At 67.2% G+C, this 21141-nt stretch carries 15 protein-coding genes and 1 pseudogene; 12 read left to right on the top strand and 4 right to left on the bottom strand.

Annotated features, from left to right (window positions below):
* Window positions 1–82: 82 nt before the first annotated feature.
* The 3 genes and pseudogenes from ASC91_RS30920 to ASC91_RS11435 form a co-directional block, all read right to left on the bottom strand.
* A pseudogene (locus tag ASC91_RS30920) lies at window positions 83–493 on the bottom strand (heme utilization protein); the annotation flags it as partial.
* Between the two features lie 89 nt (window positions 494–582).
* Window positions 583–5421, bottom strand: a complete 4839-nt coding sequence (locus tag ASC91_RS11430; RefSeq protein ID WP_056196594.1) for an S-layer family protein — start codon at window positions 5419–5421, stop codon at window positions 583–585.
* Between the two features lie 318 nt (window positions 5422–5739).
* Window positions 5740–6396, bottom strand: a complete 657-nt coding sequence (locus ASC91_RS11435; protein ID WP_056196597.1) for a GntR family transcriptional regulator — start codon at window positions 6394–6396, stop codon at window positions 5740–5742.
* Window positions 6397–6479: 83 nt separating this feature from the next.
* Here ASC91_RS11435 and scpA point away from each other — a divergent pair, with 83 nt between their 5' ends.
* Genes scpA through ASC91_RS11490 form a run of 11 tightly spaced genes read left to right on the top strand, consistent with a single transcriptional unit; the run spans window position 6480 to window position 18240 of the window.
* Window positions 6480–8654, top strand: coding sequence for a methylmalonyl-CoA mutase (gene scpA / locus ASC91_RS11440; RefSeq protein WP_056196600.1), 2175 nt, complete (start codon window positions 6480–6482; stop codon window positions 8652–8654).
* The gene (locus ASC91_RS11445; protein WP_235531959.1) at window positions 8654–9079 is read left to right on the top strand and encodes a GNAT family N-acetyltransferase; all 426 of its coding nucleotides are present in this window, start codon (window positions 8654–8656) and stop codon (window positions 9077–9079) included. The genes scpA and ASC91_RS11445 overlap by 1 nt, the downstream gene beginning before the upstream one ends.
* Complete coding sequence (meaB, locus tag ASC91_RS11450) at window positions 9076–10038, top strand: methylmalonyl Co-A mutase-associated GTPase MeaB (protein WP_235531960.1); 963 nt, start codon at window positions 9076–9078, stop codon at window positions 10036–10038. The genes ASC91_RS11445 and meaB overlap by 4 nt, the downstream gene beginning before the upstream one ends.
* Window positions 10035–10430, top strand: a complete 396-nt coding sequence (locus tag ASC91_RS11455; protein ID WP_056196607.1) for a VOC family protein — start codon at window positions 10035–10037, stop codon at window positions 10428–10430. Before meaB ends, ASC91_RS11455 begins: the two co-directional genes overlap by 4 nt.
* Before the next feature lie 6 nt (window positions 10431–10436).
* A complete protein-coding gene (locus ASC91_RS11460; RefSeq protein ID WP_056196610.1) occupies window positions 10437–11969 on the top strand; it encodes an acyl-CoA carboxylase subunit beta in 1533 nt (510 codons plus the stop codon).
* A complete protein-coding gene (locus ASC91_RS11465) occupies window positions 11966–13111 on the top strand; it encodes a hypothetical protein (protein ID WP_157281470.1) in 1146 nt (381 codons plus the stop codon). Before ASC91_RS11460 ends, ASC91_RS11465 begins: the two co-directional genes overlap by 4 nt.
* Entirely contained in the window at window positions 13111–13401 is a 291-nt protein-coding gene (locus ASC91_RS11470; protein WP_056196616.1) for a helix-hairpin-helix domain-containing protein, read from the top strand. Before ASC91_RS11465 ends, ASC91_RS11470 begins: the two co-directional genes overlap by 1 nt.
* An 11-nt stretch (window positions 13402–13412) precedes the next feature.
* Entirely contained in the window at window positions 13413–15458 is a 2046-nt protein-coding gene (locus ASC91_RS11475) for an acetyl/propionyl/methylcrotonyl-CoA carboxylase subunit alpha (RefSeq protein WP_056196619.1), read from the top strand.
* Window positions 15451–16656, top strand: coding sequence for an NAD(P)/FAD-dependent oxidoreductase (locus tag ASC91_RS11480; protein WP_056196622.1), 1206 nt, complete (start codon window positions 15451–15453; stop codon window positions 16654–16656). The genes ASC91_RS11475 and ASC91_RS11480 overlap by 8 nt, the downstream gene beginning before the upstream one ends.
* Window positions 16656–17753 (top strand): hypothetical protein, encoded by a 1098-nt coding sequence (locus ASC91_RS11485; RefSeq protein WP_056196624.1) that lies wholly within the window; start codon window positions 16656–16658, stop codon window positions 17751–17753. The genes ASC91_RS11480 and ASC91_RS11485 overlap by 1 nt, the downstream gene beginning before the upstream one ends.
* Before the next feature lie 13 nt (window positions 17754–17766).
* Window positions 17767–18240, top strand: coding sequence for a VOC family protein (locus ASC91_RS11490; protein ID WP_056196628.1), 474 nt, complete (start codon window positions 17767–17769; stop codon window positions 18238–18240).
* Window positions 18241–18253: 13 nt separating this feature from the next.
* On the opposite strand, the gene ASC91_RS11495 is transcribed toward ASC91_RS11490, so the two are convergent.
* Entirely contained in the window at window positions 18254–19486 is a 1233-nt protein-coding gene (locus tag ASC91_RS11495) for a Yip1 family protein (protein ID WP_056196631.1), read from the bottom strand.
* Between the two features lie 304 nt (window positions 19487–19790).
* On the opposite strand from ASC91_RS11495, the gene ASC91_RS11500 reads away from it, so the two are divergent.
* Window positions 19791–21128, top strand: a complete 1338-nt coding sequence (locus ASC91_RS11500; protein ID WP_157281473.1) for a phospholipase — start codon at window positions 19791–19793, stop codon at window positions 21126–21128.
* Window positions 21129–21141 lie beyond the last annotated feature (13 nt).

Genomic DNA, 21141 nt, shown 5'->3' on the forward strand with positions numbered 1-21141 from the left:
CGTGAAGGCCGCCACCTGAACTCAGGCCGCGCAGCGCATTGGTCGTGACGGCACGCAGGTCGGCCGTTTCCAGCTTGGACAGCTGGTCGGTCGTCAGCGAGCCGAACTGGCTGGAGGACAGTGTCGCGAACTGGGCCGAGCCCATCGCGTTGAGGCTGTCCGTGGCCAGGTTGGACAGCTGCGTCGTCGTCAGCGCCTGGATCTGCGAGGTCGACAGGCGGGAGATCTGATCCGTCGTCAGGACGTTGAGGTCGTCAGTGTTGAGGCTGACGATCTGCGGGCTGGTCGTCAGCGCGTTGAGCTGGGTGCTGGTCAGGCCACGCAGCTGGTCGCTGGTCAGGCCGTCGAGCTGGGTGCTGCTCAGGGCGCGCAGGGCGGCCGTCGTCAACGACTTCATGTCGGCCGCGTCGATGGCCGACAGCTGGTCGGTGGACAGCGACTGCGCCTGGGCCGAACTCAGCACGGCCACCTGGGCGGTGCCCAGGGCCGTCATGTCGGCAGCCGTCAGGCCTTGGATCTGGCTGGTGGTCAGCGAGCCGATCTGGGCGGTCGTGAGGCTGGACACCTCATCGGAGCTCAGCGTCAGCACCTGATCCGAGGACGCAGGTCGGCGGTTTCCAGCTTGGGCAACTGGTCAGACGTCAGTGAACCGAATTGCGTGGAATTCAGCGATGCGAACTGGGCCGTGCCCAGGGCGTTGAGGTTGTCCGTCGTCAGGTTGCTGAGCTGAGTGGTCGTCAGCACCTGGATCTGGGCAGTGGAAAGCTTGTTGAACTGGTCGGACGACAGGCTGTTGAGATCGTCCGTGTTCAGCGTGCGGACCTGGTCGGTGGTCAGCGAGTTGATCTGGCTGGAGCTCAGCGCGCGCAACTGGTCCGAGGTCAGGCCGTCCAACTGGGTGCTGGACAGGGCGCGCAGGGCGGCCGTCGTCAGCGACTTCATGTCGGCCGCCTCGATGGCTGACAGCTGATCCGTGCTCAATGCGGCCGCTTGGCTAGAGCTCAGCACGCCAACTTGGGCCGTGGACAGGGCCGTCATGTCACCGGCCGTCAGGCCCTTGACTTGCGTGGCGGACAGCGAAGCAATCTGTCCCGTGGACAGGCCCGCCACCTCGTCGGAGGTCAACGTCAGGATCTGGTCGGAGCTCAGGCCCGCCAGTGCCGCAGTCGTGACGGCGCGCAGATCGGCCGTCTCCATCTTGGGCAACTGGTCCGACGTCAGCGAACCCAGTTGCGACGAATTCAGCGTGGCGAACTGGGCCGAGCCCATCGCATTGAGGTTGTCCGTCGTCAGGTTGCTCAGCTGAGCGGTCGTCAGCACTTGCACCTGGGCGGTGGAGAGCTTGTTGAACTGGTCGGACGTGAGGCTGTTGAGGTCGTCCGTGTTCAGCGTGCGGACCTGGTCGGTGGTCAGCGAGTTGATCTGGCTGGAGCTCAGCGCGCGCAGTTGATCCGAGGTCAGGCCGTCGAGCTGGGTGCTGGACAGGGCACGCAGGGCGGCCGTCGTCAGCGACTTCATGTCGGCGGCTTCGATGGCGGAGAGCTGATCGGTCGACAGGTTCTGGGCCTGGGCCGAACTCAGTGCGGCCACCTGGGCGGTGCCGAGCGCCGTCATGTCGCCGGCGGTCAGGCCCTTGACCTGGGCCGTCGTCAGTGCGGCCACCTGGGCAGTGGTCAACGAACTCACTTCGTCCGAGCTCAGCGACTGGACCTGATCGGAACTCAGGCCGCGCAGTGCAGCGGTCGTGACCGCGCGCAGGTCGGCCGTCTCCATCTTGGAGAGCTGGTCGGTCGTCAGCGAGCCGAACTGGTTGGAAGACAGCGTGGCGAACTGGGCCGAGCCCATCGCATTCAGGCTGTCGGTGACCAGGTTGCTCAGCTGCGTGGTCGTCAGCGCCTGGATCTGCGCGGTCGACAGTCGGGCAATTTGGTCCGTCGTCAGGACATTGAGGTCATCGGTATTGAGGCCGACGATCTGCGGGCTGGTGGTCAGCGCGTTGAGCTGGGCGCTGGTGAGGGCGCGCAACTGGTCGCTGGTCAGGCCATCGATCTGGGTGCTCGACAGGGCGCGCAGGGCGGCCGTCGTCATCGACTTCATGTCGGCCGCATCGATGGCGGACAGTTGGTCGGTATTCAGCGCGGCGGCTTGAACCGAACTCAGGGCGGCCACCTGGGCGCTGCTCAGCGCCGTCATGTCGCCGGCCGTCAGGCCCTTGACCTGGCTGGCCGACAGCGAGGCGATCTGGCCGGTCGACAGGCCGGCCACCTCGTCGGAGGTCAGCGTCAGGATCTGGTCGGAGGTCAGGCCGGCCAGGGCCGCGGTCGTGACGGCGCGCAGGTCGGCCGTCTCCAGCTTGGGCAACTGGTCGCTGGTCAGCGAACCGAACTGGGCCGAGCTCAGCGTCGCGAACTGCGATGAGCCCATCGCATTGAGGCTGTCGGTGGCCAGATGGCTGAGCTGGGTGGTCGTCAGCGACTGGACCTGGGCGGTGGACAGCTTGTTGAACTGGTCGGACGTGAAGCTGTTCAGGTCGTCGGTGTTCAACGTGCTGACCTGGGCAGTGGTCAGCGAGTTGATCTGGCTGGAGGAGAGGGCGCGCAGTTGGTCGGAGGTGAGGCCATCCAGCTGTGTGCTGGTCAGGGCGCGCAGGGCGGCCGTGGACAGGAAGCGGACGTCGCCGGTCTCGATGGCGGCCAACTGGTCGGTGTTCAGCGCCTGGGCCTGGGTCGAGCTCAGCACGCCGATCTGGGCGGTGCCCAGGGCGGTCATGTCGCCGGCCGTCAGGCCCTGCACTTGAGAGGTGCTGAGTGAGCCGATCTGGGCGGTCGTGAGGCTGGACACCTCGTCGGAGCTCAGCGTCAGGATCTGGTCGGAAGAGAGGCCGCGCAACGCGGCGGTCGTGACCGAGCGCAGGTCGGCCGTCTCCATCTTGGGCAACTGGTCCGACGTCAGCGAACCGAACTGGCTGGAGTTCAGCGTCGCGAACTGGGCCGAACCCATCGCGTTGAGGTTGTCGGTGGCCAGGCTGCTCAGCTGAGCCGTCGTCAGCACGGCGACCTGGGCGGTGGAAAGCTTGTTGAACTGGTCGGACGTGAGGCTGTTGAGGTCGTCCGTATTCAGCGTGCGGACCTGGTCGGTGGTCAGCGCGTTGATCTGGCTGGAGGTCAGGGCACGCAGCTGGTCGCTGGTGAGGCCGTCCAGCTGGGTGCTGGTCAGGCCACGCAGGGCGGCCGTGCTCAGCGATTTCATGTCAGCCGCCTCGATGGCGGACAACTGGTCAGTGTTCAGGGCCGACACCTGGGCCGAGCCCAGGGCGGCGATCTGGGCGGTGCCCAGGGCCGTCATGTCGCCGGCCGTCAGGCCTTGCACTTGGGCCGTGGTCAGCGCAGCGATCTGGCCCGTGGTCAGGACGCCCACCTCGTCGGAGGTCAGCGTCTGGATCTGGTCGGAGGAGAGGCCGCGCAGTGCCGCGGTCGTGACGGCGCGCAGGTCGGCCGTCTCCATCGTCGGCAGCTGGTCAGAGGTCAGCGAGCCGAACTGCGTGGAGTTCAGCGTCGCGAACTGGGCCGAGCCCATGGCGTTGAGGCTGTCCGTCGTCAGGTGGCTCAGCTGCGCCGTCGTCAGCGCGGCGACCTGGGCGGTGGAGAGCTTGTTGAACTGGTCGGACGCCAGGCTGTTGAGGTCGTCCGTGTTCAGCGTGCGGATCTGGTCGGTCGTCAGCGCGTTGATCTGGCCAGAGGTCAGGGCACGCAGTTGATCGCTGGTCAGGCCATCCAGCTGGGTGCTGGTCAGGCCACGCAAGGCGGCCGTGCTCAGCGACTTCATGTCGGCGGCCTCGATGGCCGACAGCTGGTCGGTGTTCAGGGCCGACACCTGGGCCGAGCCCAGGGCGGCGATCTGGGCGGTGCCCAGGGCCGTCATGTCGCCGGCCGTCAGGCCCTTGACCTGGGCCGTCGTCAACGTGGCGATCTGGGCCGTCGTCAGGGCGCCCACCTCGTCGGAGGTCAGGGTCTGGATCTGGTCGGAGGAGAGGCCGCGCAGCGCGGCGGTGGTGACGGCGCGCAGGTCGGCCGTCTCCATCGTCGGCAGCTGGTCGGACGTCAGCGCGCTGAACTGGGCCGAGTTCAGAGCGGCGAACTGGGTCGAGCCCATCGCGTTGAGGCTGTCCGTCGTCAGGTGGCTCAACTGGGCCGTCGTCAGCACGGCGACCTGGGCGGTGGAGAGCTTGTTGAACTGGTCGGACGACAAGCTGTTCAGGTCGTCCGTGTTCAGCGTGCGGACCTGGTCGGTGGTCAGGGCATTGATCTGGCCCGAGCTCAGGGCACGCAACTGGTCGCTGGTCAGGCCGTCCAGCTGGGTGCTGGTGAGCGCCCGCAGGGCGACCGTCGTCAGTGACTTCATGTCGGCCGCATCGATGGCGGACAACTGATCAGTGTTCAGCTGGGCGACCTGGGCCGAGCTCAGCACGGCCACCTGGGCAGTGTCCAGGGCCGTCATGTCACCAGCCGTCAGGCCTCGCACCTGGGCCGTGGTCAGCGCGGCGATCTGGCCGGTCGTCAAAGCGCCCACCTCGTCGGAGGTGAGGGTCTGGATCTGATCGGAACTCAGGCCGCGCAGCGCCACCGTCGTGATGGCGCGCAGATCGGCGCTCTCCATCTTGGGCAGTTGGTCGGAGGTCAGCGAACCGACCTGCAGGGAGGACAGAGCGGCGAACTGGGCCGAGCCCATCGCGTTCAGGCCATCCGTCGTCAGGTGGCTGAGCTGGCTGGTCGTCAGCGACTGCACCTGGGCCGTGCTGAACTTGTTGAACTGGTCCGACGTCAGGGTGTTGAGGTCGTCGGTGTTCAAGGTGCTGACCTGGGCGGTGGTCAGCGCGAGGATCTGGCTGGAAGACAGGGCGCGCAGCTGGTCGCTGGTGAGACCGTCCAGCTGGGTGCTGGTCAGGGCGCGCAGCGCGGCCGTGGACAGGAACTTGATGTCCGTCGCTTCCAGGGCCGACAGCTGGTCCGTGGAGAAACCCTTGGCCTGCGTCGAAGTCAGGGCGCCGACCTGGGCGGTGGTCAGCGCCACCATGTCGGCGGCATTGAAGCCCTGCAACTGCGCGGTGCTCAGCTGCAGGATCTGGCCGGTGCTCAGGGCCTGCAGCTGGTCGGTCGTCAGGACGCCGATCTGGTCGGAATTGAAGCCGCCGATGGAGGCGGTCGAAATGGCGCGCAGGTCCTCGGTCTGGAAAGCGCGCAGTTGGTCGCTGCTCAAGACAGAAAGGCCGCTGGAGGTGATCACAGCGGCCTGTACGGTGGTCAGCGCAATCAGCTGGTCGGTGCTGAAGGCGGCCCAGTCTTCGGTCGTGAAATCCCGGATCGACGTGGTCGTGAGGCCAGGGATCTTGGAGACCGGAATGAAGGGGACGATGCTTGCCATGGTTGTACCTGCTGTGCTGACGGCCACGCCCTCATGGAGGTGGCGGCTTGCAACCCGGGGCAGCCGGCCAATGCCGTGGCACGGCCGTATCCCTAGATTTCAAGTGCTTCGATCGGTTATCGGGCCGGCCCCGCTTGACTTGAGGAACAAAGTCTCAAATCGGCCGGAATCAACCCGAACCGAGGCCGCCGCCCACGGCCCGAACACCCGGACCGGGGGTGGTTTTCCCAGTAATTGCCATGCTAGTAAGGACTTAGCGAAGCCACACGCCGATAAGCGCGGGCTTTCGGTGGCAGTTCACGCACCGCCCGTCTGCCTTCACAAAGCTGTCTGGGTGGCGCTCAGTCCGTTACAAAAATGGGCCGTGACAAGCTGCCTGCAGGCTTGCGCATCGCGCGCAAGCAGCGCTTGGACGATGGCGCGGTGTTCCTCCAGCGACTCCGCCAGCCGTCCCTCCCGGAACAGCGAATGGTGGCGATTGAGCTTCATCAGCCGCCGCAAGTCACCGACGATCTGCAGCCGCCAGCGGTTGCCGTCGATCTCCAGCACACGCAGGTGGAAGCGTTCGTTGGCGGCGAAGAAGGCATCCCGGTCGGGCAACGCCTCCTCCAGCGCGCGATGCAGTTCGCCGAGTTCGTTCAACTCGGCATCCGTCGCCCGGACACAGATTTCGGCGGCGGCGTCACTTTCTAGAAGGGAGAGCAGTTGGTAGGCTTCCCTGACGTCCCGCTCGCTCATCTCCGTCACATAGGCGCCGCGCCGAAGCTTCATCGTCACCAGGCCCTCGGAGGCCAGCACCTTCAGCGCCTCGCGCATGGGCGTGCGGCTGATACCCAGCTCGGCGCAGAGCTTGAGCTCGTCGATCCACGACCCCGGCTCCAGCTCCCGCGCCAGGATCTGCTGGCGAAGGCGGTCGGCCACCTGCTCATACAGAGCCGAGGCGGCGAGGGGGGCGTGGTCGAGGTAACCGGGCATGGCGGCCGAGTGTAGCGATTCTGAATTCATAATTATGAATAATCAGTCGGCTAAGATGCCGGCCCAGTTACAGGAGAGTTTCGATGTCGGACGACAGCCGCGCCGGGGACGCCCCGGAGTTCAAGACTGCCACGCTGGAGCAATGGACCAAGGCCGCCGCCAAGTCCGCCCCGGGCGGTGACGTGGCGGCACTGACCTGGGTGACGCCCGAGGGGTTGACGGTCAAGCCGCTCTACACCGCGGCCGATGTGGCCGACCTGCCGCACGCTGACACGCTGCCCGGCTTCGAGCCCTTCCTGCGCGGCCCGCAGGCGACGATGTACGCCGCCCGGCCCTGGACGATCCGCCAGTACGCTGGCTTCTCCACCGCCGAGGAGAGCAATGCCTTTTATAGAAAGGCACTCGCCGCCGGCGGCCAGGGCGTGTCGGTGGCCTTTGACCTGGCGACCCACCGCGGCTACGACAGCGACCATCCCAGAGTGACCGGCGACGTTGGCAAGGCCGGCGTGGCCATCGACTCGGTGGAGGACATGAAGATCCTGTTCGACGGCATCCCGCTGGACAAGGTGTCGGTCTCGATGACCATGAATGGGGCCGTGCTGCCGGTGCTGGCCGGCTATGTGGTGGCGGCGGAAGAGCAGGGCGTGTCGCAGGACAAGCTGGCCGGGACCATCCAGAACGACATCCTCAAGGAGTTCATGGTCCGCAACACCTATATCTACCCGCCGGAGCCGTCGATGCGAATCGTCGGCGACATCATTGAGTACACGGCGCGGGAGATGCCCAAGTTCAACTCCATCTCCATCTCGGGCTATCACATGCAGGAGGCGGGCGCCAACCAGGCGCTGGAGCTGGCCTTCACGCTGGCCGACGGCCAGGAGTATGTGAAGACGGCCATGGCCAAGGGCCTGAGCGTCGACGACTTCGCGCCGCGCCTGAGCTTCTTCTGGGCCATCGGGATGAACTTCTATCTCGAGATCGCCAAGATGCGTGCGGCGCGGCTGCTGTGGACGCGCATCATGAAGAGCTTCGGCGCGACCGCGCCTAAGAGCCTGATGCTGCGCACCCACTGCCAGACCTCGGGATGGAGCCTGACCGCCCAGGACCCGTACAACAACGTGGTGCGCACCACCATCGAAGCCATGGCTGCCGTGTTCGGCGGCACGCAGAGCCTGCACACCAACTCGCTGGACGAGGCCATTGCCCTGCCCACCGAGTTCAGCAGCCGCATCGCGCGCAACACCCAGCTCATCATCCAGGAAGAGACCCACATCACCAGCGTCGTCGACCCCTGGGCCGGCAGCTACATGATGGAAAAGCTCACCCAGGACATGGCCGACAAGGCCTGGGAGATCATCGAGGAGGTCAATGCCCAGGGCGGCATGATCAAGTCGGTGGACTCAGGCTGGGCCAAGCTGAAGATCGAGGCGAGTGCAGCCGAGAAGCAGGCGCGCATCGACTCCGGCCAGGACGTCATCGTCGGCGTCAACAAGTACAAGCTGGCCAAGGAAGACCCCATCGACATCCTGGACGTGGACAACGTCAAGGTGCGCGACGGCCAGATAGAGCGCCTGAACCGCATCAAGGCGACGCGCGACACGGCCGCCGTGCAGGCCGCGCTGGCCGCGCTGACGCAGGCCGCGGAAACGGGCGAAGGCAACCTGCTGGACCTGTCCATCAAGGCCGTGCGCCTTCGCGCGACGGTGGGCGAGGTGTCCGACGCGCTGGAGGCCGTATTCGGCCGCCACCGTGCCGACACGCACAAGGTCAGCGGTGTCTACGCGGCCGCCTACGACTCGGCAGAGGGCTGGGCCAAGCTGCAGGAGGAGATCGCGGCCTTTGGTGACGAGCAAGGCCGCCGCCCGCGCGTGATGATCGCCAAGCTCGGCCAGGACGGCCACGACCGTGGCGCCAAGGTCGTGGCCACCGCCTTTGCCGACCTGGGCTTTGACGTCGACATCGGCCCGCTGTTCCAGACGCCCGAGGAATGCGCCCGCCAGGCCATAGAGAACGACGTGCACGCGGTGGGCATCTCGACGCTGGCGGCCGGGCACAAGACGCTGGTGCCGGCCATCATTGCCGAGCTGAAGAAGCAGGGCGCGGACGACATCATCGTGTTCGTGGGCGGCGTCATTCCGGCCCAGGACTACGACATGCTGTACGCGGCGGGCGTGAAGGGCATCTACGGCCCCGGCACGCCCATCCCGGCGAGTGCCAAGGACGTGCTGGAGCAGATCCGCGCACAGGTGGCCGCCTGATGACGCCCACGCTGGCGCCCGTCGCCGACGCGGATTTCGAGGCGATGCTGGCCCTGCGCATCGAGGCGCTGCGCGACAGCCTGGAGCGGCTCGGCCGCTTCAACCCCGATGTCGCGCGGGCACGGCTGCAGAGCCAGTTCCGGCCCGCGTGGATGCAGCACCTCGTCGTGGACGGCGAGCGCGTCGGCTACTTCACCGTGGAGCCGCGCGAGGGCGAACTGCGCCTGCATCACCTCTACCTGCGGCCAGCAGCCCAAGGGCAGGGCGTGGGCGCGTGGGTGCTTGACCAGATCAAGTCGCAAGGCCTGCCCATCACGCTGGCCGCGCTGCGCGAGAGCCGCGCGAACGACTTCTATCGCCGCCACGGCTTCCGCGTCGTTGAAGAACAGGAGTTCGACACCGAATACCGCTGGGAGGCCGAGTGAGCCTTGCGGCACCCTTGCAAGCCGGCGACCGCCGTGCGCTGGCCAAGGCCATCACGCTGATCGAGTCCACCCGGGCCGATCACCGCGAACAGGCCGACGCGCTGCTGACGGCGCTGATGCCCGCCACCGGCGGCGCGCTGCGCCTGGGCATCTCCGGCGTTCCGGGCGTGGGCAAGAGCACCTTCATCGAAGCCTTCGGCATGTTCCTGCTGGAACGTGGCCACCGCGTGGCGGTGCTGACGGTGGACCCGTCGAGCACGCTGTCCGGCGGTGCCATCCTGGGCGACAAGACGCGCATGGAAAGGCTTTCCATGGACCAGCGCGCCTTCATCCGCCCCAGTCCCAGCAGTGGCACGCTGGGCGGCGTGGCCGAGAAGACGCGCGAGGCCATGCTGCTGTGCGAGGCGGCGGGCTATGACGTCGTCATCGTCGAGACGGTCGGCGTCGGCCAGAGCGAGACGGCCGTGGCCGGCATGACCGACCTATACCTGCTGCTGCAACTGCCCAACGCGGGCGACGATTTGCAGGCCATCAAGAAGGGCGTCATGGAACTGGCCGACTTGGTCGTCATCAACAAGGCCGACCTGGACGACGTGGCCGCCACGCGTGCCCAGGCCCAGATCACGTCGGCGCTGCGCCTGCTGCCCACCCATGCGCACGCCACGCAGCGCGTCATGAAGATCAGCGCGCTGAAGGCCGATGGCATAGCGCCCGTGTGGGACGCGCTGACTGCACTGCGCACAGCGAGTGAAGGCAGCGGCGGCTGGGCGGCCAAGCGCCGCGAGCAGTCGCTGGCGTGGATGTGGGCGCGCATCCAGTCGGGGTTGAAGCTGGCCTTCGTCACGCATCCCGGCGTACAAGCTCAACTCGACGCCGCCACCGCGGCCGTGCGCGAAGGCCGCACGCCGGCATCCACCGCGGCACGCCAGTTGCTGGCGACCTTCAGGAGCAACCCATGATCACCGGCCTGCATCACATCAATCTGCGCGCACCCGCCGAGCTGCTCGCAGTGCTGCGCGATTTCTACCGCGACGTGCTCGGCCTCGAGCAAGGGCCGCGGCCGGACTTCGACAGCCCAGGCTACTGGCTCTATGCCAGCGGCCACCCGGTCGTCCACCTGTCCACGCAGCGGGCCAATGAAGCGGTGCGCGGCCCGGTGAACCCCGCCGCCCCGACGACCTACGACCACACGGCCTTCTTCGGCACTGACCCGGTGGGCACCGCGGCGCATCTGCGCGCGCTGGGCGTGAGCTTCCACGAGTCCCGCTCGCCCGTCACCGGCCAGCACCAGTTCTTCTTCCAAGACCCCGCCGGTAATGGCGTGGAGATCAATTTCCCGTTCGAGGGTTGAACCCATATGCAAGACATCCTGCAAGCACTCGAAGCCAAGCGCGCCCGTGCGCGGCTCGGCGGTGGCGAGAAGCGCATTGCCGCCCAGCACGCCAAGGGCAAGTTGACGGCGCGCGAACGGCTGGAGCTGCTGTTCGACGAAGGCAGCTTCGAGGAATGGGACATGTTCGTCGAGCACCGCTGCGTGGACTTCGGCATGCAGGACAACAAGATCCCCGGCGACGGCGTCGTGACCGGCTACGGCATGATCAACGGGCGCCTGGCCTTCGCCTTCAGCCAGGACTTCACGGTCTTCGGCGGCGCGCTCTCCGAAGCCCATGCCGAGAAGATCTGCAAGGTGATGGACCAGGCCATGAAGGTCGGTGCCCCGGTCATCGGCCTGAACGATTCGGGCGGCGCGCGCATCCAGGAAGGTGTCGCGTCCCTGGGCGGTTATGCCGACGTGTTCCAGCGCAATGTGATGGCCTCCGGCGTCGTGCCGCAGATCAGCATGATCATGGGCCCCTGCGCCGGCGGCGCGGTCTACTCGCCGGCGATGACCGACTTCATCTTCATGGTGCGGGACAGCAGCTACATGTTCGTCACCGGCCCCGAGGTCGTGAAGACCGTGACGCACGAGGAAGTGACCGCCGAGGAACTGGGCGGCGCCACCACGCACAACAGCCGCAGCGGCGTGGCTGATCTGTCGTTCGAGAACGATGTCGAGGCGCTGTTGATGCTGCGCCGCTTCTTCAACTACCTGCCGCTGTCCAACCGCGAGAAGGCGCCATGCCGCCCGAGCGGCGACCCGGCCAATCGGCTGGACATGTCGCTGGACACGCTGGTGCCCGAGAACCCGAACAAGCCCTACGACATCAAGGAACTGATCCTCAAGGTCGTCGACGACGGTGACTTCTTCGAGCTGCAGCCCGACTACGCGAAGAACATCGTCACCGGCTTTGCGCGCATGGAAGGCCAGACGGTGGGCATCGTCGCCAACCAGCCGCTGGTGCTGGCCGGCTGCCTGGACATCAAGAGCAGCATCAAGGCCGCGCGCTTCGTGCGCTTCTGCGACGCGTTCAACATCCCGGTCGTCACTTTCGTCGACGTGCCCGGCTTCATGCCTGGCACCTCACAGGAGTACGGCGGCATCATCAAGCATGGTGCCAAGCTGCTGTATGCGTACGCCGAGTGCACGGTGCCCAAGATCACCGTCATCACCCGCAAGGCCTACGGCGGCGCCTACGACGTGATGGCCTCCAAGCACCTGCGCGGCGACGTCAACTTCGCCTGGCCCAACGCCGAGATCGCCGTGATGGGCGCCAAGGGCGCGGTGGAGATCATCTTCCGCGAGGACAAGGGCGACCCTGCCAAGCTGGCGGCCCGCGAGGCCGAATACAAGGCCCGCTTCGCCAACCCCTTCATCGCCGGCAGCCGCGGCTTCATCGACGACGTCATCCAGCCGCACGAGACGCGCAAACGCATCTGCCGCAGCCTGTCGATGCTGAAGGACAAGAAGCTGGAGAACCCGTGGCGCAAGCACGGGAACATTCCGCTGTGAAGCACGCTTGGTTCTTGGCGTTGGGGCTGGGTCTGCTGGCCTCCCATGCGCAGGCTGCGCAGCACAAGGACGCGGCCAGCGGCTGCGTGGTGTCCGCGCCGGCCTATCTGGCCAGCAACGACTATGCGTTCAGCTACCAGGGCGCCTGCCGCGACGGCCTCGCCGAAGGCCAGGGCAAGGCCATCTGGACACTGCGCAATTCGCCCCAGCACCGCGAGGAATGGGCAGGGCGTTTCAGCGCCGGCGTCTACCTGCCCGAGCCGTCGCAAGGCCTCAAGGCGCGCGCGCTGCGGGGCGACAACGTGCTGTTCGATCTCGGCCCCCTGCCCAAGCTGGAGGGCATGAGCCCGCGCCTGGCGGTGGAGGCCACCAGCGAGCTGACCAAGTATCCCGACCCCTGCAAGCCCGACACGCTCTTCGTGCTGCAGGCCGACGGCCCGGCGCTGGTGTCTGACGACGTGGCCAAGCAGATGCTGCGCTCGGCGCTGGACAAGCTCAAGCTCCGCTGTGGCGATGACCGCCTGCGCGAGCGCGGCCGACCAGGTGGTGAGCGCACCCATATCCGTATCCGGATGGCGCCGCAGCCCGATCTGGAGGTGGATCAATACGGCAATCCCAAGGGCATCGTTGTCGAGGCGTCGCTGCCGCTGGACCCGGGCAAGGACTTCACCCAGTACAGCAACAGCGTGGCCAGCCAGCAGCGCCAACGCCAGGCGCGTGAAGAGCGCGACGCACAGAAGCAAGCCAATGCGCAGCGCCTGCAGACTTTTGCCAAGCCATTGGGTGCCGGCATCTGGGTCGGCCTGAATGCACTGGCGCAGAACCCCTTCCGCTACCAGGACCAGGTCGTGCTGACGGCCGTGAAGCTCAACGATGTGGTCGCGCCGACGCGTGCCCGCGTCATGGCTGTTGGCGGCGGCTACCAGAGCAGCTTTGCCTTGATCGAAGGCGAAGGGCTTGCCAAGTGGGAACCCGGTGCGCGCGTCCTCGCCGTCAAGGTGCTGGGGCGCTTGCCCAACACCGATGCCGATCTTCCCGCCGGCTTGCATCTGCAACTGGTGGGCCAGTTGCCCTGCGCGCAGGGAGATTGCGGTGATCGCCTGTCCCTGCCCAACCCGCTGCGTGATGGCGAGGCACCCTGATGGCCAAGGCACGTTGCGCCGCCGAGGCGCTCAAGCTCACCGACATCCCCAACATCGGCAAGGCCGTGGCCGCCGATCTCGTCCAACTGGGCCTGCCCACGCCTGCGCACGTGAAGGCCATGGACCCCTTCAAGACCTACGACCGCCTGCGCGACCCGATGGGCCAGCGCCATGACCCCTGCGTGCTCGACACCTTCATGGCCGCCCACGATTTCATGAACGGCGGGCCTGCCCAGCCGTGGTGGCACTTCACCGAGCAGCGCAAGAAGCTGCTCGCGAAAACGAAATAACGAGGCACCTCATGTTTACCAAGATCCTGATTGCCAACCGGGGTGAGATCGCCTGCCGGGTCATCGCCACGGCAAGGAAGATGGGCATCGCTACTGTCGCCGTCTATTCCGAAGCCGACAAGGACGCCCGCCACGTCGAGCTGGCCGATGAAGCCGTGCTGCTTGGCCCGGCGCCGTCGCGCGAGAGCTATCTCGTCGCCGACAAGATCATTGCCGCTGCCAAGCAGACCGGTGCCCAGGCCATCCACCCCGGCTATGGCTTCCTCAGCGAGAACGAGGCGTTCGCGCGTCGCGTCGAGGAAGAGGGCCTGGTCTTCATCGGCCCCAAGCACGGCTCCATCGCCGCAATGGGCGACAAGATCGCGTCCAAGAAACTGGCGACCGCGGCCGGTGTCAACACCATCCCCGGCCACAACGAGCCCATCCTGTCGGCCGAGGAGGCCGTCGGCATTGCGGCCAGGATTGGCTATCCCGTCATGATCAAGGCCAGCGCCGGCGGCGGTGGCAAGGGCCTGCGCGTAGCCTTCAACGACAAGGAAGCCTTCGAGGGCTTCACGTCCTGCCGCAACGAGGCGCGCAACAGCTTTGGCGACGACCGCGTCTTCATCGAGAAGTTCGTCGAGGAACCGCGCCACATCGAGATCCAGGTGCTGGGCGATTCACAGGGCAGCGTCGTCTACCTGTGGGAGCGCGAATGCTCCATCCAGCGCCGCCACCAGAAGGTCATCGAGGAGGCGCCGTCGCCCTTTATCAGCGAGGCCACGCGCCGCGCGATGGGAGAGCAGGCGGTGCAACTGGCAAAGGCGGTGAACTACCAGAGCGCCGGCACGGTGGAGTTCGTCGTCGGCAAGGACCAGGGCTTCTACTTCCTGGAGATGAACACGCGGCTGCAGGTGGAGCACCCGGTCACCGAGTGCATCACCGGGCTGGACCTTGTCGAGCAGATGATTCGCGTCGCCGCCGGCGAACCGCTGTCATTCACGCAGGAGCAGATCAAGCGCGAAGGTTGGGCCATCGAATGCCGCATCAATGCGGAAGACCCCTTCCGCAACTTCTTGCCCAGCACCGGCCGCCTGGTGCGCTACCAGCCGCCCGAGACGACGATGAAGCAGGCCGAGCCGCAGCGCTTTGGCGTGCGCGTGGACACCGGCGTCTACGAGGGCGGCGAGATCCCGATGTTCTACGACTCGATGATCGCCAAGCTCATCGTGCATGGCCGCGACCGGGCCGAAGCCATCGCCAAGATGCGCGAGGCGCTGAACGGCTTCGTCATCCGCGGCGTGTCCAGCAACATCCCCTTCCAGGCGGCGCTGCTGGCCCACCCGGACTTTGCGAGCGGCGACTTCAACACCGGCTTCATCGCCCAGCACTACGCCGGCGGCTTCAAGGCCGAGGATGTGCCGCATGACGACCCGCTCTTCCTTGTCGCGCTGGCCGGCTTCATCCGCCGCAAGGCACGTGAGCGCGAGGCAGGCATCAGCGGCCAGTTGCGCGGCCACGAGGTGCAGATCGAGCACGACTACGTTGCCGTCGTCAATCTCGGCGCTGGCCACAGCGAGCGCCATGCGCTGCACATCAGCGAATACGCGGGCGCGCTGGGCGAGGCACGCGTGCAGGTGGGCGGCAAGGACTACCGCATCGTTTCCAGCTCCCGCCTGAACGACGTGCGCATCACCGGCACCGTCAATGGCCTGGCCTTTACCGCCCAGGCTGAGCGCGGCACGGCGAAGAACCCGCTGGCCTATCGCATCCACCATGGCGGCCTGTTGATCGAGCTGACCGTGCTGAGCCCGCGTGCGGCCGAATTGCAGACGTTGATGCCCTACAAGGCACCGCCGGACACCTCCAAACTGCTGCTGTCGCCCATGCCCGGGCTGCTCGTGCACCTGGCTGCGCAGGTCGGCCAGACGGTTCAGGCCGGTGAGCGGCTGGCGGTCATCGAGGCGATGAAGATGGAGAACATCCTGACCGCCGCGCAGGACGTGACCGTCGCCGAGGTGTTGGCCAAGCCGGGCGAGAGCCTGTCGGTAGACCAGCCCATCCTGCGCTTTGCCTGAATCCGTCGCCATCGTCGGCGCCGGTGTCGCCGGCGCGGCCGCAGCGATTCGTCTGGCCGAGCGCGGCGTCGCTGTTGATCTGTACGAGGCCGTGCCCGAGCCCAAACCCATCGGTGCGGGCCTGCTGCTTCAGCCCACCGGCCAGCGCGTGCTCACGGCCATGGGGCTGCTGGACGAGGCGCTGGCGCTGGGTACGCGGGTAGACCGCTTGTTCGGCGACACGCCCTCGGGCCGCGCGGTGCTGGACATGAGCTACCGGCGCTTCCATCCTGAGGCCTATGGCCTGGGCATCCAGCGCGGCGCGTTGATGGGCATGCTGTGGAAGCGCGTGCGCGAGCTCGGCGTCCGCTGGCATTGCGGCGCGCTGGTTGAAGGCTTCGAGCAGGACGAGGCCGGCGTCACCTTGCGTTTGTCCGGCGGAGCCAAGGCTCGCCATGCCGCGCTGATCCTCGCCAACGGCAGCTTCTCCAGGCTGCGCGAAGGCATGAAGGTCAGCCAGCATGCGCGCGCCTTCCCCTGGGGCGCCGTCTGGACCGTGCTGCCGGCGCCGCCTGGTTTCCCTCAGATCGAGCTGCGCCAGCGCTTCCGGTCGGCGTCGCAGATGATCGGCCTGATGCCGGTCGGCAGGGCCGATCACGCCGATGGCGCACGAGGCATCAACCTGTTCTGGAGTCTGCCCGTCGCCGAACTTGAAGGTTGGCGCGAGCGCGTTGGGCTAGATCGCATCAAGCAGCAGATGGCCGAGCTCTTTCCCGACGTCTTGCCGCTGCTGGCCGGCCTGCGCGATGCCGGGCAGTTGCGTGAAGCCCGCTACGCCGATGTCCACATGGCGCGCTGGCATGACGGCCGCGTGCTGGCCATTGGTGACTGCGCCCATGGCATGAGCCCGCAGCTAGGGCAGGGCGCCAACATGGCGCTGATCGATGCGCACGAGCTGGCGAGCGAGGTCGGTGGCGACTGGCCCGGCGTGTTCGAGCGCTACGGCCGCCGCCGCCGCGCCCACCTGCGCTTCTACGGTCAGGCCAGCAAGGGCCTGACGCCGATGTTCCAGTCCCACGCCGTTGTCGCGCCCTGGTTGCGCGACCGCTTCTTCGGTTGGGGCGGGCGACTGCCCTATGTCCACCAGCAGTCCATCGCGGTGCTGGCCGGCTACAAGACCGGCTGGCTCTGGGGGCGGCTCAAGCTGGCCGGCTGCTGATGCGCTTCGGCCTGTTCGCCCATCTGCGTGTGCTGCGGGCCGCGCTGGCGCCGCTGCGCCAGCGCGGCTTCGGCAAGGCCCAGGCGCTGCTGTGGCAGTTGCCGGCGGCCGTGCTGCTGCGCGCCTGGCGCGCACTTGCCCAGCCCTGCAATGCGGCGCTGCTGAGCGGCACTGCCGGCGCGCGGCGCTGCGCCGAGTTCCAGCAGCGGCTGCCGCAAGACGGCCGGCCGCGGCTTTACGTCATCGTGATGCCGCAGACGCTGCATTTCCTGCAGCCCTGCCTGAGCCTGCTCGTGGACAGCGCACAGCTGGTGCTGCTGGCGAACGGCGCCCGGCGCTGGGAACGGCAATGGCTGGCGCGGCGCTTCCCGACGCTGCCCCTGCATGTGCTGCCGACGCTGCCGGCGTCCAGCGCACCGCATGGCGCGGTCGTCAGCCTGCTGCTGCGCACCGAGGGCGCCAGCTTTGGCATCCTCGACCATGACGCCTACGTCTTTGACGGCGGCCTGCTGCCGCGCTTGCTGCCCACGGGGCGGGACAGCATGGTCAGCTGCTTCGAGGCCCGCAGCGAGGAGACCGGCCTGGCCTATCCGCTGACGCATCTGCTCTTCCTCAACGCCCCGGTGCTGCGCGAGCTGATGGAGCGCTGGCAGGTCGACGCGCGCTTGTACCGTCGCGCACCGGCCTCGGTGGCCGAGCCTTTTGCACAACTGCATCTCGGGCCGCGCAGCTACCTGAAGCCCTACCAGGGCTTCTTCGACACCCTGCACGTGCTGCTGATCGTGGCCCAGGCAGAGGGCTGGACGCCGCGCTTCGTGCCCATGGCCAGCGAGGCGCCGGTCTGGCATGTCGGTGGCACCAGCATCGGCAGCCACCACACCAAACCGCTGTTCGCCCTCTACCTGCACCTGCGCTTCCTGGAACTGGTGGGCGACGAGACGCTGAGCCGCCGCTACGCTTTCATGGCGGCACCGCTGACCCACTCCGATGAGGCGCTGCAGCGCTGTATGCCCGGCGATGCCGGCTGGCAAGGATTGCCCATCGCCTTGGCCCTTCTGGACAGGCTGCAGCAGCGCCTCCAGCCCCCCACAACCTGACGCGAGTCACGCCATGACCCAAGCCACGCCCCGTCCCTTCCAAGTCCTCGGCCTGCAGCAGATCGCCATCGGCGGCCTGGACAAGGACAAGCTGCGCCGCCTGTGGGTGGACCTGCTGGGCGTGCCGGTGACCGGCAATTTCAAGAGCGAGCGCGAGAACGTCGATGAGGACATCTGCACGCTGGGGCAGGGCGTGCATGCCGTCGAGGTGGACCTGATGCAGCCGCTGGACCCGGAGAAGAAACCGGCCGTGCATGCCACGCCGTTGAACCACATCGGCCTGTGGGTGGACGACCTGCCAGCGGCCGTGGCTGCCATGACGGCGCAGGGCGTTCGCTTTGCGCCCGGCGGCATCCGCAAGGGCGCGGCCGGTTACGACATCTGCTTCATCCACCCGAAGAGCAACGATGAGTTCCCCATCGGCGGAGAGGGCGTGCTGATCGAGCTGGTGCAAGCACCGCCCGAGGTGATTGCAGCACTGGGTTGAAAGGCGGCTGCGCTCAGCCGGGCTGGCGCGCTGTGGTGGCGAGCTTGTTGAGGTCGACGCCGCTGATGACGCCGCGCAGCTGGTCGATGCCGACCTGCTCGCCCTTGGCCTCGACGATGACGCCGTTGGGCAGCAGCACCGACATCTCGGCGTGCGAGCCATCCTTGCGATAGTCCTCGCGCACCGTGCGGTCGCCCTGCTTGAACACGCGCTCGATGCGGCCATCGGCCTCCTTGTCGAGCGTCATGTTGGCCCAGCCGGCGAGGTTGGCCATGCCGGCGAGGCTGCCCATGTCGGTGATGTCCAGGCTGATGGACTTGTCGCCATTGCCATAGCGGGCCCGGGCGGATGACGAGTTGATGCCGATCGCACCGCCGCTCTGGGCCTCGACACTGGTGCGCTTGAAGTCGCCGAGAGTCTCAGGCAGCAGCGCCTTGAGGTCCGCGGCCGGCATCGGCTTGGCCCCCCCGGTCGCACCCGTCACAGCGCCCATCATCTCGCTCAGCGCCTTGCCCGCTGCAGCGCTGTCTCCCTTGGCCTGAGCCTCCTCCATGCGTTTGCCCAGCGCCTCCATGCGCTTGGCGGCCGCGTCCATCTTGCTGGTGTCGAGGGTGACGTCGCCGCCCGGGCCCTTGAGCGTCACCGAGCCGCTACCCTGATGCCCGCCGCCCCAGCTGCCCATGCCGAGTACTGCGCTGCTCACCGCGCCCACCACCAACCCGGCCACGATGCCCGCCACCACGACCACGGCGGTGTAGCCGGCGGACTTCTCCGGCGGGTTGCGCATCAGCACTGGCAGCCCGAGGTAGATGAGGTAGATCGAATAGAGCCCGCACAGCAGGCCCAGCACGCTCAGCGAGGGCAGGAGCTGGAACACCCCGCCCACGAAGCCAGCCGTGCAGCCATACGCCACCAGCTTGAGCGCGGCCAGGGGGTCGGGCGTGCCGCCGAAGGTGGGCGCCAGCGCGTTCACCAGCAGCGAAAGCAGGTAGACCATGCCCAGCGACAGCACATAGCCCACCACCATATGCACCAGGCCGCTCACGAAAGGCACGCGGAAGCTGATGCCGAAGCCACCCATTCCGATCACCGACATGCCGATGAAGCCCGCCACCGCCGGTATCGCCGCCAGGATGAGCAGCCATTCCTTGTACAGGGACTGCACCGTGGCGGTCTCCTGGGCGATCTGCGGCCAGGTGTCCTTGGGCTTGAGCAGGATGTCTTGGATGCGCTGAACCAGAATCATGGCGATCTCCGCAGGGGTGCCGCATCGTAGAAGCCGGCACCTGCGTGGCACATGGGGCTTTCATGAAGCCGCTCGCGGCGCTGACGTCTTTGGCGTTGGCGAAGCCGTGCTTCCCGAATCGCCGCTTCTGCGAAACCGTACCCGCCCGTAATCTGCAAGCAGCAAAACTTGCGCGTGCCGCGCTGGGCTCACCGGCCCGTGGCACACCGGAAGGCGAGGGGGCCACAAGCCGTTTCGCGAGTTCGGTCGCAAGGCTTTGCTCAGCACGGGCCAGAATGCGCGGCTTCTCATGCCGCTGCCGCCGATGCGCCCCCTCCACGTCCTGTTCGCCCTGCTGTTGCCGACCCTCGCGCAGGCCTGGGGCAACCACACCCCCATGTGCTACCGCGCCTTCGAGCGCATGCCCGAGGTTGCGAACGTTGCGGTCGTGAAGGCCGAACCTCTCGTCGACTTCCTTCGCGACCAGGAAGTGGCCATCGCCGCTCGGCTCGACGCTCAGGAGGCTTTGCTGCGCGAGCGCCTGAAGGGGCATGCCCCCCGGCCCGACGCGTTGCGCTTTGTGGCCGATGCCAAACGCAGCGACGCCGAGCGACGCGCCGCCTTCCTGCGCGCGCTGCGCCTGTCGCCCCAGGCCAGGCTGGCCCTCTATCTGCAGATCGACCCGCGCAACCCCGACGCCAGCCGCCCTGCACTGGATGTCGGCGTGGTCAGTGCCGCCACCCCGGGCAAGGGCGCGACCCAGCGCTTCGTCACACTGCAGCCCGGCGAGACCGTCGCGCCGCTGGCCGTGCTGGCCTCGGCCTGCGACGAGCCCGACTACGGCCACGACCTCAATCTCTTTGACGACAACCCGGGCAGCCCGGCCGACCCGGCTTACGGTTTCGGCAAGCAGCCTTTCGGGAACGCGGCCGTTGCCATCGGCTCGCAGGCTCCTTTTCACATGGGCTTCTTCCACCAGGGCGCCGTCTTCAACACGCTGGCGCCCAGCTTTGCGCGCACCTTCACCGAGTTGCGCGTGCAGCAGTACAGCGCATTGGCCGCGTTGGCCTGGCAGAGCGGCCATGCCTATTGGGGTTGGCGCTTTGCGGGCATGGCCCTGCACCATGTCGAGGACCTGACGCAGCCTTATCACTCCAGCGCAGCGCCGGGCGCGACGCTGGGCCACATGATGTGGGTCAACCTCAAGGCCCAGCTGGGCGCGCCAGCGGATCGCCAGGGATTGGTCGTGCTGCAGAGCAACCGTCATTTCGTGCTGGAGCAGTTCCAGACGCGCTGGATCATCGACAACGCGCAGCAGCGTCGCGATGGCCCGCTGGAGCTCGCGCTGCGCGACGCCACCCGCGACGGCCGCTATCCGGCCTGGGGTTTCGACTATGTACGCGACGTCGTCGCGGCCGAGGCGTTCAAGGCCGGGCCGGCGACGGATGCAGCCGTCGTGGTCGGCGCGCCGGCGAAATTCGTCACTGACCCCAATTTGGACTTTGCTGCCAACGAAGCCCGGTTCGGCCCCGAGCTGGCGCGCGACCTGCAGGGTCAACGCGATGCCTTGCACCGGGCCATCGCTGAGCTGCTGGGCCATTTCGGTGCGCACAGCCGCAACGCGCTGCGTGGGATGTTGAAGCAGGCCAGCGCGCCGCATTGATCTTCGCAAACCA

Source organism: Pelomonas sp. Root1237 (assembly GCF_001425055.1).
GTDB lineage: Bacteria > Pseudomonadota > Gammaproteobacteria > Burkholderiales > Burkholderiaceae_C > Pelomonas.

Bases quoted from the DNA above. Each gene is read 5' to 3' on its own strand.
- ASC91_RS11430 (WP_056196594.1), bottom strand. From the start codon at position 5,421: ATGGCAAGCATCGTCCCCTTCATTCCGGTCTCCAAGATCCCTGGCCTC.
- ASC91_RS11435 (WP_056196597.1), bottom strand. From the start codon at position 6,396: ATGCCCGGTTACCTCGACCACGCCCCCCTCGCCGCCTCGGCTCTGTAT.
- scpA (WP_056196600.1), top strand. From the start codon at position 6,480: ATGTCGGACGACAGCCGCGCCGGGGACGCCCCGGAGTTCAAGACTGCC.
- ASC91_RS11445 (WP_235531959.1), top strand. From the start codon at position 8,654: ATGACGCCCACGCTGGCGCCCGTCGCCGACGCGGATTTCGAGGCGATG.
- ASC91_RS11455 (WP_056196607.1), top strand. From the start codon at position 10,035: ATGATCACCGGCCTGCATCACATCAATCTGCGCGCACCCGCCGAGCTG.
- ASC91_RS11460 (WP_056196610.1), top strand. From the start codon at position 10,437: ATGCAAGACATCCTGCAAGCACTCGAAGCCAAGCGCGCCCGTGCGCGG.
- ASC91_RS11470 (WP_056196616.1), top strand. From the start codon at position 13,111: ATGGCCAAGGCACGTTGCGCCGCCGAGGCGCTCAAGCTCACCGACATC.
- ASC91_RS11475 (WP_056196619.1), top strand. From the start codon at position 13,413: ATGTTTACCAAGATCCTGATTGCCAACCGGGGTGAGATCGCCTGCCGG.
- ASC91_RS11485 (WP_056196624.1), top strand. From the start codon at position 16,656: ATGCGCTTCGGCCTGTTCGCCCATCTGCGTGTGCTGCGGGCCGCGCTG.
- ASC91_RS11490 (WP_056196628.1), top strand. From the start codon at position 17,767: ATGACCCAAGCCACGCCCCGTCCCTTCCAAGTCCTCGGCCTGCAGCAG.
- ASC91_RS11495 (WP_056196631.1), bottom strand. From the start codon at position 19,486: ATGATTCTGGTTCAGCGCATCCAAGACATCCTGCTCAAGCCCAAGGAC.
- ASC91_RS11500 (WP_157281473.1), top strand. From the start codon at position 19,791: ATGCGCCCCCTCCACGTCCTGTTCGCCCTGCTGTTGCCGACCCTCGCG.